Origin of the sequence: Brevundimonas sp. EYE_349 (assembly GCF_023147505.1) — a bacterium.
Classification (GTDB): domain Bacteria; phylum Pseudomonadota; class Alphaproteobacteria; order Caulobacterales; family Caulobacteraceae; genus Brevundimonas.
In genome coordinates this window covers 117,048-129,665 of sequence record NZ_JAHXPB010000005.1, presented here as the reverse complement: position 1 = coordinate 129,665, position 12,618 = coordinate 117,048, and the positions used below count along the sequence as shown (strand labels likewise).

At 68.7% G+C, this 12,618-nt stretch carries 10 protein-coding genes, 1 other RNA gene and 1 pseudogene; 4 read left to right on the top strand and 8 right to left on the bottom strand.

All coding sequences use genetic code 11. From position 1 onward, the window contains the following. Window positions 1-62: 62 nt before the first annotated feature. The 3 genes from KZX42_RS10775 to KZX42_RS10765 all read right to left on the bottom strand — a co-directional run bounded on the left by KZX42_RS10775 (window position 63) and on the right by KZX42_RS10765 (window position 2,903). A complete protein-coding gene (locus KZX42_RS10775) occupies window positions 63-785 on the bottom strand; it encodes a SprT family zinc-dependent metalloprotease (protein ID WP_248119342.1) in 723 nt (240 codons plus the stop codon). Further along, window positions 751-2,031 carry a polyhydroxyalkanoate depolymerase gene (gene phaZ / locus KZX42_RS10770; RefSeq protein ID WP_248119341.1) on the bottom strand — a complete coding sequence of 427 codons (1,281 nt, stop codon included), beginning with the start codon at window positions 2,029-2,031 and terminating at the stop codon, window positions 751-753. The genes KZX42_RS10775 and phaZ overlap by 35 nt, the downstream gene beginning before the upstream one ends. A gap of 248 nt (window positions 2,032-2,279) precedes the next feature. Further along, complete coding sequence (locus tag KZX42_RS10765) at window positions 2,280-2,903, bottom strand: SCO family protein (RefSeq protein WP_248119340.1); 624 nt, start codon at window positions 2,901-2,903, stop codon at window positions 2,280-2,282. Window positions 2,904-2,947: 44 nt separating this feature from the next. Here KZX42_RS10765 and KZX42_RS10760 point away from each other — a divergent pair, with 44 nt between their 5' ends. Both KZX42_RS10760 and KZX42_RS10755 read left to right on the top strand, forming a co-directional pair. Then, a complete protein-coding gene (locus KZX42_RS10760; protein ID WP_248119339.1) occupies window positions 2,948-4,429 on the top strand; it encodes an ActS/PrrB/RegB family redox-sensitive histidine kinase in 1,482 nt (493 codons plus the stop codon). 90 nt (window positions 4,430-4,519) lie between these two features. Next, a complete protein-coding gene (locus KZX42_RS10755) occupies window positions 4,520-5,074 on the top strand; it encodes an ActR/PrrA/RegA family redox response regulator transcription factor (protein WP_248119338.1) in 555 nt (184 codons plus the stop codon). 195 nt (window positions 5,075-5,269) lie between these two features. Here KZX42_RS10755 and KZX42_RS10750 read toward each other — a convergent pair whose 3' ends face one another. From KZX42_RS10750 to ffs, 3 genes are all read right to left on the bottom strand, one after another. Then, entirely contained in the window at window positions 5,270-7,117 is a 1,848-nt protein-coding gene (locus KZX42_RS10750; RefSeq protein ID WP_248119337.1) for a DNA polymerase III subunit gamma/tau, read from the bottom strand. A 76-nt stretch (window positions 7,118-7,193) separates the two neighbouring features. Beyond that, window positions 7,194-7,574, bottom strand: coding sequence for a hypothetical protein (locus tag KZX42_RS10745; protein WP_248119336.1), 381 nt, complete (start codon window positions 7,572-7,574; stop codon window positions 7,194-7,196). 141 nt (window positions 7,575-7,715) lie between these two features. Then, window positions 7,716-7,809: signal recognition particle sRNA small type (ffs, locus tag KZX42_RS10740), an RNA gene on the bottom strand. 48 nt (window positions 7,810-7,857) lie between these two features. Between ffs and nudC the strand changes: the two are divergent. After that, window positions 7,858-8,779, top strand: a pseudogene (gene nudC, locus KZX42_RS10735) (NAD(+) diphosphatase). Between the two features lie 291 nt (window positions 8,780-9,070). Here the strand turns inward: nudC and KZX42_RS10730 are convergent. Next, window positions 9,071-9,793 carry a 3-deoxy-manno-octulosonate cytidylyltransferase gene (locus KZX42_RS10730; RefSeq protein ID WP_248119335.1) on the bottom strand — a complete coding sequence of 241 codons (723 nt, stop codon included), beginning with the start codon at window positions 9,791-9,793 and terminating at the stop codon, window positions 9,071-9,073. A gap of 139 nt (window positions 9,794-9,932) precedes the next feature. On the opposite strand from KZX42_RS10730, the gene KZX42_RS10725 reads away from it, so the two are divergent. Then, window positions 9,933-10,655, top strand: coding sequence for a cytochrome c family protein (locus tag KZX42_RS10725; protein WP_248119334.1), 723 nt, complete (start codon window positions 9,933-9,935; stop codon window positions 10,653-10,655). 69 nt (window positions 10,656-10,724) lie between these two features. Here the strand turns inward: KZX42_RS10725 and KZX42_RS10720 are convergent, their stop codons facing one another. Next, window positions 10,725-12,443, bottom strand: a complete 1,719-nt coding sequence (locus tag KZX42_RS10720) for a hypothetical protein (RefSeq protein WP_248119333.1) — start codon at window positions 12,441-12,443, stop codon at window positions 10,725-10,727. Window positions 12,444-12,618 lie beyond the last annotated feature (175 nt).

Below are 12,618 nucleotides of genomic sequence, written 5' to 3'. Positions count from 1 at the left end.
GCCTATCGAACGCGCCCCACTGCAGGAGTTTCCGCCCCTGTCGCCATCCGTCGTCTCTTTTCCTACCGGCCCACGGCGTGCAGCGCGCCGCCGTGATCCTTCAGCCACTTCCGCCAAGGCCTGTGATCTCCGACCAGCCGTTCGACCACTGACCAATAGGCCGGGCTGTGGTCGGCATGGACCAGATGGGCGACCTCGTGGGCGGCCAGATAGTCGATGACCGGCGGCGGGGCCATGATGACCCGCCAGGAATAGCGGATGGTGCGATTGTGCGGGCTGCACGAGCCCCAGCGCGACCGGGTGTCGGCGATGGACACCTTGACCGGTCCCTGGCCCAGCGTCCGCAGATGGTGGCCGGTACGTTCCACCAGCGTGTCGCGCGCCTCGCGTTTCAGCAGGTTCTCGACCCGGCGCGCATAGGCGTCGTCCTCGCCGCCTGAGCGGATGACCGTTCCTTCTTCGACCAGACGCGCCGCGACCGCGCCGGGCGCCGCCTCCAAGCGCACGGGGCGACCGCGCAGGGAAATGACCTGGCCCGGTTCCAGCGGCCGGCCCTTGGGCCGCACCGCCAGCCGTTCGCTGATCCAGACGGCCTTGGTCCGGGCGAAGGCGACGGCCTGGGTCAGGCCGCGCTCGCTGGGCGCGATCACCACCGCCTCGCCGGCCCGCGCGTCGATCCGCACCGACAGGCGCCGGGCGCGCGGATTGACCGACAGTCTCAGGACGGGACCGACGCCGGCCCCGCCTTCGTCAAGCGGCAGCCGCTGACCGTTGCGGTACGCCACCGACAGCCTCGTTCTGGGCGATGAAATCGCGGACGCGGGGATAGATTTCGTCGCGGAAGCGACGGCCGTTGAACACGCCGTAATGGCCGACGCCCGGCTGGACGTAGAGGACGCGCCGATCCTCGGGGACATTGGGGCACAGGCCGTGGGCCGCCTGGGTCTGGCCGACGCCGGAGATGTCGTCCTTCTCGCCCTCGACGGTCATCAGGCCGATGTCGGTGATCTTGGTCAGATCGACCTTGCACCCGCGATGTTCCAGCAGGCCCCGCGCCAGCAGATGCTGCTGGAAGACGATGTCGATGGTCTGCAGATAGAACTCCTCGGTCAGGTCCAGCACCGACAGGTATTCGTCGTAGAATTCCTCGTGCTTCTCCACCCCGTCGCCGTCCCCGGCGATCAGGCTGTTGAAATAGCTCCAGTGGGCGTCGCGGTGCCGATCCTCGTTCATCGACATGAAGCTGTAGAGCTGGACGAACCCCGGATAGACGCGCCGCCCGAACCCCGCATAGGGCAGGGGCACGGTGTGGATCATGTTGGACTTGAACCAGGTGAAGGGCTTTTCCTCCGCCAGCTGGTTCGTCACGGTCGGCGACAGGCGCGCATCGATGGGCGAGCCCATGAAGGTCATGGACAGGGGCCGGTTCTCGTCGCCGTCCTCGGCCATCACCGCGCCGGCGGCCAGAACCGGCGGCCCGGGCTGGCAGACGCCGACGACGTGGGCGCGTCCCCCGATCTCGGCCAGCATCAGTCGGATGTGGTCGATATAGTCGAAGAAGTCGAACCGTCCCTCCAGCATCGGCACCTGACGGGCGTTGATCCAGTCGGTGACATAGACGTCGTGGTCCTGCAGAAAGGCCTCGACCGTGCCGCGCAGCAGGGTGGCGTAGTGACCTGACAGCGGGGCCACGATCAGGACGGCCGGACCGGAGGCGGGCTTCTTGGCGCGCTTCAGGTCGCCGATGTTGCGCGCGAACCGGACCAGGCGGCACCAAGGGCTCTGCCAGATCACCTGTTCGGTGGTTCGCACGGTCTTGCCGCCGATCTCCAGCGTCTCCAGCTTCCAGGCCGGCTTGCCGTAGCGCCGGGTGACGCTCTCGAACAGTTCGGCCGAGGCGTAGGCGGTTCGGCCGACGGCGGTGTCGGCCGCCGGGTTCAGCGGCGAGGTCCAGAAGCTGCGGGCCAGCTGCGCCCCGATGCGGAAGGGCAGGGCCGACTGATAGGCGAGTTCGTGAAAGGCGTAGAGCATGACGGTCCGTGACGGCTGAGGGCCGTTTGTGCAGGGCAACATATAACGCCGCACCCTGCAAAAGGATTATGAGGCTGCGGAACAGCCCTTAGTCGAATGCGCTTCCACGACACCTGTCATCCTAGGCCTTGTGCCTAGGATTCATCGAGTCGGACGCGCCCGTTGATCGACAGGCGCCGGCCGCCAAACCTAAACACCGGGCGTATGCATCCCAAGCGCAAGGCCTAGGATGACGAGCAGAGAAGAACTCACCCCCGCGCCATCGCGTCCTCGATGATCTTGGTCGTCTTGTCCGGCCCCATGCCATAGGCGACGGCGGTGCGGAAACGGCCGTCCGGCCCCATCAGATAGACGGTCAGGGAGTGGTTCATCGTATAGGTCTCGCCCTCGCCCACCTTCTGATAGAAGGCGCGGTAAGCCTTGGCCGCCGTCGCCACCTGTTCGGGCGTGCCGGTCAGGCCGATGGTCCCCTTGGGAAAGCCGTCCGACGACAGATAGTCTTTCAGCATCTGCGGCGTGTCGCGCTGGGGGTCGATGCTGACGAAGACGATCTGCAGGTTCTGGGCCTTGTCGCCCAGCCGCTGCTGCACGGCGGCCAGTTCGGCCAGGGTCGTGGGGCAGAACTCGGGGCAATAGGTGAAGCCGAAGAAGACCAGGCTCCATTTGCCGTTCAGCATCGTCTGGTCGACCGTGCGGCCGTCCTGGTCGACCAACTGGAAGTCGCCGCCGATCAGCGGCTGGCCGGTCGAGGTCGTCTCCGCGCCGTTCGCCGGCGCGCCGCGCCCGCTGACCACGACCACGGTGATGATGGCCAGCGCCGCCGCCACGGCGATGCAGGCGCCGGCGAACAGCAGGACGGAACGACGCGGCATGACGACCTCTCACGAAATGGTTCTGGTCGGTCTATAGAAGTCGCGTGACCTCGACAGAAGCCCGCATCGCGCCGCAGGGCGCGCCATCGCCCCATGCCCTGCCGTCCGATCCCCTCGACGGCTGGCGCGACGCGCCGCGACGGGGACGGGGGTTTTCGCTCAGAACCCTGATCGTGCTGCGCTGGCTGACCATCCTGGGCCAGAGCGCGGCGATCCTGACTGCGCATCAGGTGCTGCACTTCCCCCTGCCGCTGTGGCCCTGCCTGATCGTGATCGCCATCAGCGCGGCGGTGAACCTGGGCGCCATGGCGCGGGTGCGGCGGCTGGAGGCCAGCCTGCCCGACGGCCGCCAGACGGCGATCCACCTCGGCTTCGACATCTTCCAGCTGGGCGTGCTGTTGGCCCTGACCGGCGGGCTGGAGAACCCCTTCTGCCTGTTGCTTGTCGCGCCGGTGACCATCGCGGCGGCGGCCCTGCCGGCGCGTCAGGCTCTGGTGTTGGGCGTGCTGGCCCTGGTGGCGGTCGGCATCCTGTTCTTCTGGTCCGAGCCGCTGCCGTGGCGCCCCTACGAGGATTTCCACCTGCCGCTGCTCTACCGACTGGGCATGGCCATGGCCCTGGTGACGGGGGTGGTCTTCACCGCCGGCTACGCCTGGCGGGTGGCGGCCGACGCCGAAAAGCTGGAGCTGGCCCTGGCCACGACCCAGGACGTGCTGCAACGCGAACAGCGGCTGGCGGCGCTGGGCGGTCTGGCGGCGGCGGCGGCGCATGAACTGGGCACGCCCCTGGCCACAATCCAGGTCGTCGCCAAGGAGCTGCAGCGGGCCTCGGCCCCCGACAGCGACGCGGCCGAGGACGCCGCCCTGATCCTGCAACAGGCCGAACGCTGCCGGGGCATACTGACCCAGCTGTCGCAACAGCCGGAGGGTGACGACGCCCTCTACGCCGACGTGTCGCTCAAGGCCCTGCTGGAAGAGGTGGTGGAGCCGCACCGGGGCTTCGACCTGGCGTTCGACGTCCTGGTCAAGACCCCGCCCGGCCAGCCCGCTCCGCGCGTGCGCCGCCTGCCCGAGGTGATCCACGGCCTGTCCACCCTGGTCGAGAACGCCGCCGATTTCGCCGCCGCCACCGTGCGCGTCCAGGCGGTGGTCGACGCCGGCTGGATCGAGATCGACATTCTGGACGACGGGCCGGGCTTCTCCGGCGACATCCTGCCCCGCCTGGGCGAGCCCTATGTGACCAGCCGGCCCCACGGCAAGGCGCGCCAGGCCTTGGCCGCCCAGATCGCCGCCGCCGCCCGGCCGTCTAAACGCCGAGACGCCGTCGACGCCCCTATCGCCCCCAGTCAGGGCGGCATGGGCCTGGGCTTCTTCATCGCTCGCACGCTTCTGGAACGCACCGGCGGATCGGTCAGTGTGGGCCAGGGCCTGCCCCAGCCGGACGCCGCGCCCGAGGCCAAGGCGGTCCCACGCGGCGCGCGTGTCGCCGTGCGCTGGGCCCGGCCCGCGCTGGAAGTCGCGGCGTGACCCCGCTGGGTCGAAGCGTCGCAGGCGGAACCTTGACCTTGACCCGCGCGCTACCGCTCCCGACTTGAAGGGGCAGGAGAAACCAAGACAATGTCCGAACTCGAAACCCGCATCGCCGCCCTGCCCGACAAGTCCCTGTTGCTGCTGGACGACGACCAGGCCCTGCGGACCCGCATGGGACGGGCGCTGGAGGCGCGCGGCTTTCAGGTGACGACCGCCGAATCCGTCGCCGAGGCGACCCAGGCCCTGCGCGACAAGGCCCCCGCCTTCGCCGTTCTGGACATGCGGCTGGAGGACGGCAACGGGCTGAAGATCGTCGAGGCGGTGCGCGAAAAGCGTCAGGACGCCCGCATCGTCATGTTGACGGGCTATGGCGCCATCGCCACGGCGGTCGCGGCGGTTAAGGCCGGCGCCGTCGACTATCTGTCCAAGCCCGCCGACGCCGACGACGTGGTCAAGGCCCTGCTGGCCACCGGCGAGGCGCCCGAACCGCCCGAAAACCCCATGAGCGCTGACCGCGTCCGCTGGGAGCATATCCAGCGCGTATATGAGTTGTGCGACCACAACGTCTCGGAAACCGCGCGCCGTCTGGGCATGCACCGCCGCACCCTGCAACGCATACTGGCCAAGCGCGCGCCGCGGTAGGGGCGGGTCCCCATCGGCTGATTATTCTCCCAGCGTCATTCCGGGGCTAAGCGTCGCGAAGAACCCGGAAGCCAGGGCCACACGCGGGCTGTTGGAACCCTCGACGCTCGATGAAGCCTCCTGGGTTCCGGGTTCGTCCTTCGGACGCCCCGGAATGACGACTATGGACCGGCTATCGACTTGACCGAAACGACCTCAGTCCTCGTCGTCGTCCTCGGCCGCATCGGGGATTTCCGGCGTGACGACGGTGGGGGCGATGGTGCGGATCTCGCCCAGCTTGGCGCCGGGAAAGGCCAGCAGGACGGCCTGGACGAAGGGATTGGCCTCGACCTCGGCGCGTTCGGCGATGCGGGCCTTCTTCTGTTGTTCAATTAGGGTTTCGCCGCCGCCCTGGCCGTTGGCGGCGATCAGCCAGGTGCGGCCGGTCCATTCACGCAGGCGCGCCGACAGCTTGCGCGCCAGCTCCACCGGCGCCCCCTGAACGCTTTCATAGACGATGGCGCCTGGCTTGAACGAGACCGGCTTGACGAACCGCTCCACGTCCATCTGCAGCCCGACCTCGCGCTTTTGTCCGATCAGGGCCACGACCTGTTCGAAGCTTTGCGGGTCGGGCAGGGCCGGGGCCATGACCGGCCGCGCCGCCAGCTGCGCCGAGCTTCCGCCGCCGCCGCCTCCACCGCCGCCGCGCGGGCCAGCCCCGCCGCCCATCGGTTCGCCGGACTGCAACCGCTTCAGCGCCTCTTCCGGTCCGGGCAGATCGGCGGCGTAGGCCAGGCGCACGATGGCCATTTCCACCGCATCGGCCGGATTGGGCGCGCGCCGCACTTCATCCAGCGCCTTGAGCAGCATCTGCCAGGTGCGAGACAGGGTCGCCGCCGGAATGGCCGCGCCCAGGGCCGTCAGTTTCTGCGCCTGATCATTGGGCAGGCGCGTCGCATTCGGGCCCAGCATCTTGGCGACCGAGGCCGCGTGGCAATGCTCCAAGAGGTCATTGGTCACCTGCACCGGATCGGCGCCGAATCCGTAAAGCGTACGGAAATTCTCCAGCGCCTCGGGCGTGCGGCCGGCCATGACGCTTTCGAACAGGGCGATGGTCTGGGTCCGGTCCGCCAGACCCAGCATGTCGCGCACCGTGTCGGTCTTGACCATCTGCCCGCGCTCGGCCTGAACCAGCGCCTGATCCAGCAGCGACAGGCCGTCTCGCACCGAGCCTTCCGCTGCGCGCGAGATCAGGGCCAGGGCGTCCTGTTCGATCTTCATGCCTTCGCGGTGCGCGATCCGGCCCAGATGTTCGACCAGGATTTCCGGCTCGACCCGGCGCAGGTCGAACCGCTGGCACCGGCTCAGGATCGTCACCGGCACCTTGCGGATCTCGGTGGTGGCGAAGATGAATTTGGCGTGGGGCGGCGGCTCCTCCAGCGTCTTCAGCAGGGCGTTGAACGCCTGCGTCGACAGCATATGCACCTCGTCCAGCACATAGACCTTGTAGCGCGCCTCGACCGGCGCATAGCGGACGCTTTCCAGGATGTCGCGGATGTCGTTGACGCCGGTGTGCGACGCGGCGTCCATCTCCAGCACGTCCATGTGCTGGCCGGCCATGATGGCTGCGTCGTGCCGGCCGTGGGCGGTCAGGGCCAGCGACGGCTTGTCGATGACGTCGGTTTCGTTGTTCAGGGCGCGGGCCAACAGACGCGCGGTCGTCGTCTTGCCGACCCCCCGCACCCCGGTCAGCATGAAGGCGTGCGCGATCCGCCCGGTGGCGAAGGCGTTGGTCAGCGTCCTGACCATCGCCTCCTGCCCGATCAGATCCTCGAAGGTGCGCGGCCGGTATTTGCGCGCCAGCACCTGGTAGGCGGCGCCGTCGTCGACATGGGCCTCGACCTCGGACGGAGCCGGCGTGGCCGCGACAGGCTTGGCGGCCGCAGCGACCGGCTCAGCCGCCCCGGCGGGCGCGCCGAACATGTCGTCAGTGTTCTCGTCGCGCTCCACGACCTCGTCCTCTTCCCAGGGGGGGCCGTCCATGTTGGTGTCGCTGTCCGTCATGGATGAGGTCTTACAGCGGCAAGGGGGCGGGGCGAAGCCGGCCGCTCATTAAAAAAATGAAGCCGATCTGCGTCGATCAGGCAGAACCTAGATTGGCGCGTTCCTTAATCGTATACCCTCGCATGGACAGATCCCGCATGATCATTTCAACGTCCCGATAACGCGCGACCTTGTCCGCCCGCACATAGATCGGATGTTTGACGTCAACGCCGAGGGCATAAAGGCTTCGGCCAATCTCGATCTTTGAATCGAGGCGCGCTCGCCCGCCAGACCAGGTGGAGACTTCAACCGTTCCATCGGCATGAAGTCCAATTTCGGCCGCGTCGGACGGCGAAACGCCGAAGTCGCGCCCCATCCCAGGGGGCATGCGAATCTCAGTCAGCAGCGGGCGCGGCTCGATCGGCCCTGATCCACAGGCGCACAAGGGCAGCATCAGAATGAGCCACAGCCACTTCATATAACGACCGTCTCATAGTCAGCCGTCTCCGACAATGACCGAGATGGCGGAGCAGCGAGCCGCCGCGCGGCGAGCGTTCGCGCAAAAACGCGCTCAAGCAGCGAGCGACCGCGTCGCGAGCGTTAGCGCGAAAAAGAATGAAAGGGTGGAGACCGCGACCCGAAGGGGAATTCGTTGTGGCTGCTGCCTTCCGGCCCTGACCAGATTGGCGAAGCCTTCGCCCGCGATCTCCGATTGGGGATATGACGGGTGCGACGGTTGGAATCAAGAGCTACAAGGACGCATGGCGCATCAGAACATCTTCGCCGGCAATCCGCTCGACCGGGCCGGCGATCTCAGGAACGACCCCGACTGGCTGGCCGAACAGGCGGACAAGCCCTACGCCCAGGCCCTGGTGCTGTGGGAGGGACGGCCGCTGATCGAGGAGACGGATCAGGGCCCGCGTCTGGTCTGGCTGTCGATGAAACACGCGCGGACCCTGGTGCGCGACCGCGAGGCCTTTCTGGGCCTGTGGAAGGACGAGCCGGTCTTCGCCATCGAGTTCGAGGGCTCCATCGACCCCGCCAACGGGCCGGTCGGCGGCCTAGGCGTGTTTCACGACATGCGCGCGGCCGCGGCCCTGTTGCCGACGGCGGATGCGGCCATGGCGGGAGGGGCGAAAAGCCTGTTCGACTGGCGGCGCAAACACGGTTTCTGCGCCAACTGCGGCGCCCTGTGCGAGACGGCTTCGGGCGGCTGGAAGCGGCGCTGCCCGGCCTGCGGGACCGAGCATTTCCCCCGCGTCGATCCCGTCACCATCATGCTGCCGATCTACACCGGCGGGGCCGAGCCGATCTGCCTTTTGGGGCGTCAGGCGGCATGGGCGCCGGGGCGGATGTCGGCGCTGGCCGGCTTTCTGGAGCCGGGCGAATCGATCGAGGAGGCCTGCGCCCGAGAGGTGAAGGAGGAGGCGGGACTGACCGTGGTCTCGGCGACCTACCACTCCAGCCAGCCCTGGCCATTTCCGTCCCAGCTGATGATCGGTCTGATAGCCCAAGGTGTCCGACGATCAGGCCCGGCCCGACCAGACCGAGCTGGAATCAGTGGCCTGGCTGACGCGCGCCGAGGCCCGGGCGGTGCTGGCCGGCGACCATCCGACCATCAGCGCGCCGCCCCCGTTCGCCATCGCCCACAGCCTGATCCAGGCCTGGGTCGAGGAAAAATAGGCTTCGGTCTTCTCCCCTCCCCGCAGGGGGAGGGAGAAACACTGTCACCCATCCTAATTTCGACCACGAACCCACGCCGTTTCAAAGGCATGAGTCGTCGGATCGACCCTTTGCCATACAGGGGTTCGATCCGGCCTATAACCGCCGCCGGGTCTTTGACATCGTCGTGGCGCACCAGGAGCGCCGCCTTGGGCAGTCCAAGTCGATTGGCGAAGATTCGCTAGGAATAACAATGGCCTAAAGCTGAAATTGGACTCGCTGGACTGTTTTTTCAGAGTCCAACGAGCGTGATCACGCCAACGCCCGCGCCGCCTCCAGGTCCGCCGGATTGTCGACCGACAAGGGGGCTTCGTCGATGACGGCGGCCCAGATCTGCATCCCCATCTCCAGGGCGCGCAACTGCTCCAGCTTTTCGCGCTTCTCCAGCGGCGACGGGGGCGCGGCGCAGAAGCGGTTCAGGGCCTCGCGGCGATAGCCATAGACGCCGATGTGACGCCACACCGGCGCGTCGCCATACAGGGTGGAGCGGGTGAAATACAGGGCGCGGCCTTGGCGCTCGCCCTCGCCCAGGGCCAGCACCGCCTTGACCACGTCGGGGTTGGTTCTGTCGGACGCCTCGGCTTCGGCGGCGACCAGGGTGGCGATGTCGCAGGCCGGCTCGCCGTGCAGGATGGCCGCGCAGGCCGTGGCCAGGCCGGGGCTGGCGAAGGGCATGTCGCCCTGGACGTTGATCACCGCGTCGAAATCGCCTTCGGGGTCGATGGCGTCCACCGCGGCGCGGATGCGGTCCGACCCGCTGGGCAGGGCCGGGTCCGTCAGGATGGCGCGCCCGCCCTCGGCCTCGATCGCCTCGACGATCTCGGGATCGCCGGCCGCGACCACGACCGGCAGGCCCGAGGCCTCGGCCTGGCGATAGGCGCGCACGATCATGGGGACGCCGCCGATCAGGGACAGCGGCTTGTTCGGCAACCGGGTCGCCGCCATGCGAGCGGGTATCATTATCAAAGGATTCATGGGCTTCCCTGACGCCTTGCGGGGCCGGCGCTTGCCGGGCCGGTTGCGAAGGTCGCGCTAGCGTGCCAGACAGCCCAAGGCAAGACTATGACCGGGCGGTTCAACGGCCTGGAAGCGGCAGAGGGGAGCGACGGGGCGCATGAGCGGCGATCTGAAGTGGAACAAGATTTTCGGCGCGGCCCTGGGGATGGCCTTCGTCATCCTGGTGGTCCAGCAGGCATCGGGCCTGGTCTATCATTCCGCGCCACCGGAAAAGATGGGCTATTTCGTCGATGCGCCGGAAGAGGCCGCAGGCGGTGAAGCGCCCGAGCTGGCCCCGGACTGGGGCACGGTTCTGCCGGCCGCCGATCTCGCCGCCGGCGAGGCCGCCTTCGCGCGCTGCCAGGCCTGTCACGACGCGCACCAGGGCGGCGCCGACAAGATTGGTCCCAACCTGTGGGGCGTGGTCGGCGGTCCGGTCGAGCACCGCGCGGGCTTCGCCTATTCCGACGCCATGACCAAGCACAAGGCCGAGGCGCCGACCTGGGGCTATGACCAGATCAACAGCTTCATCACCGCCCCGGCCAAATACGTGCCGGGCACCAAGATGTCCTTCGCCGGCATCCGCGACACCCAGACGCGCATCAATCTGATCGCCTGGCTGCGGACCCAAGGGTCCGGCGGCTTCGCCATTCCCGCGCCCGATCCCTCGCGTCAGCCGGGCGCCGCCGCGCCCGCCGCCGGCGCCGAAGCGCCCGTGACCGAAGGCGCCGCCGCGAGCGAGCCGACCGGCGCGACGCCGGCCGATGGCGCGCCCGCTGCGACCCAGGCCACGCCGGCCGCGCCGCCCGCCGCCACCAGCCCGGCGCCGGCCAATCATTAGGCCGCTCCGCAGCCCTGTCTTTCAGGGCGCGATCGCAAACGTCGGTTAAACGGGTTCGGCGTCTGGGGCTTACGCCGCCAGGCCCGCCGCCTGCATCAGGCCGCGAAGCGCCGCGACGCTGTCGGGCGCGGCGGACAGGGCGGTGCGGGTTTCGGGCGCGCGTAGCAGGCGGACGGCTTCGGCGCGGGCGCGTTCGGCCGACGGCCCCAGCGGTCCGGCCTCCCCGGCGGCCAGTTTCAGCAGGGCGGCCAGCTTTTTCGGCGCAGGGGCGGGTGCGCGCGCGATCTGGGCGACCAGGCCGGCGTCGGCCTCCAGACGGGCGCCGACCGCGCCGATGACGTCCGAAATCTGCTTCTCGTCGTGTTCGCCCAGGTTGGCGGCCCGCACCGCCCGTTGCAGCCGCGCCAGTATGGCCAGCTTCTGCGACGGGCTGGGCCCCCCGGGCGCGGCCTGACGCATCTCGGTCTCGAAGCGCAGCGCGCCGATGCAGGCGCCCAGCCAGCGGGCCGCCGCGCGCTTGTTGGCCCCGCCGGTCACATTCTCGCACAGGCGCGTCAGGTATGCGGCCTCGGCCAGCACGCTTTGGCAGCCGGCGACATAGGCGGCGACGAAATCGGCCGTGACCAGGCTTTTGGAGCGCTCCACGAAGGCGGTCTGCACCTCCTCCAGCGTCAGCAGCCGACCGGCCGCGGCGGTCAGGGCCATGGCCAGCAGGCGCAGGATGTCGATCTCGCCGACCGGATCGTTGGGACGCAGCCGGCGCGGGCTGGTCAGTTCGCCCGTCACCATCCGGGCCAGAGCCGCCGCCAGCAGTGGAAACTCCCCGGCGGCCAAATGGACACCCAGTCGCGCAGCGGGCCCGTCGATGGCGGGCATCATCAGGTCCAGGCGCGGGTCCAGCTTCAGCAGGCCGTCCATCTCGTCCGGCGCCACCATCCGCACGATGGCGGCTAGACTGGCGCCCTGATCCAGGGCCGGGCCCAGCACCGCGTTCAGGTTCTGGCGCAGAGCCAGCATCTCGGCGACGATCTGCTCGACCGCCACCACGATCAGGGCGCGCGGCGGGCCGTCCGTCGGGGCGGCGTCCATCAGATCCATCAGGGCCGACAGCCGCGCCCGCGCGCCGCTGTGTTCGGCCAGGGCGCCGGCGACTACTCCGCCCATGCGCAAAGCCCGGTCCGGCGCGCCGCTGAACCGATGGGCCAGGTCGGCGATGGAGGTGTCCTGAAGGGCCGGGAACAGGCCGTCGCGTCCGGCCTTGCGCAGCCGCGCGATCGTCAGTTCGGTCAGCTTCTGATAATGGCGGACGACGGTGTGGACGTCCTGGCCGGTCGACTGGCTTTCGGGGACGGCGACCTTCTGAATGGCGTGCTGAAGCTCGATCCCCGCCGCCTCCAGCCGCTCGGCCGCATCGGGGCGGTGCAGCAGTTCGAAGGCCGTCACGCCCTCGCGCCGCAACCAGTCTTCCAGCACGCGCCCGATCACGGCCCGGGCGTGGGGCGAATAGAGTTCCGCCGGGCTGGAGCAGGCCGGGCGGTGGGTCGCATTTGCCGCCTTCTTCCTGAGCGGCTCGGGCGCGCCCAGCGTCAGTATGGTGACGGAGGCGAACTCCATCGTCTCGGGGTCCAGCGTCTCCTTGGTGACGCGCGACGCGACGGCGAATCGGTCCCGCAACTGGTCCTCGGCCGCCTCGATGGCCTGTTTGCGGTTCTCGGTGGCGATCAGCAGGGTCCAGGCCGCGGGCGCGGTCTTGCGGACATAGACTTCGTAGTGGATCGGACCGGCCATGCGGCGATCCTTTGACCCGAAGACTTTAAAGCGAGGTTTTCGCCGCCGAATACCCTCCCTGCCCCGTCCGGGGCGCCGCCGCGTTGAAATCGCCAGCGGAACCAACCATCTTGGCCAGGACTTGCGCGAGGGCGTTCTGAGCGAATTCCCTTCGGGTCGGGGCGTCATAGCCCTA

Coding starts and splice junctions, on each gene's coding strand:
- phaZ (WP_248119341.1), bottom strand. CDS start 2,031: ATGCTCTACGCCTTTCACGAACTCGCCTATCAGTCGGCCCTGCCCTTC.
- KZX42_RS10750 (WP_248119337.1), bottom strand. CDS start 7,117: ATGACGGACAGCGACACCAACATGGACGGCCCCCCCTGGGAAGAGGAC.
- KZX42_RS10725 (WP_248119334.1), top strand. CDS start 9,933: ATGAGCGGCGATCTGAAGTGGAACAAGATTTTCGGCGCGGCCCTGGGG.
- KZX42_RS10720 (WP_248119333.1), bottom strand. CDS start 12,443: ATGGCCGGTCCGATCCACTACGAAGTCTATGTCCGCAAGACCGCGCCC.
- KZX42_RS10745 (WP_248119336.1), bottom strand. CDS start 7,574: ATGAAGTGGCTGTGGCTCATTCTGATGCTGCCCTTGTGCGCCTGTGGA.
- KZX42_RS10765 (WP_248119340.1), bottom strand. CDS start 2,903: ATGCCGCGTCGTTCCGTCCTGCTGTTCGCCGGCGCCTGCATCGCCGTG.
- KZX42_RS10730 (WP_248119335.1), bottom strand. CDS start 9,793: ATGAATCCTTTGATAATGATACCCGCTCGCATGGCGGCGACCCGGTTG.
- KZX42_RS10755 (WP_248119338.1), top strand. CDS start 4,520: ATGTCCGAACTCGAAACCCGCATCGCCGCCCTGCCCGACAAGTCCCTG.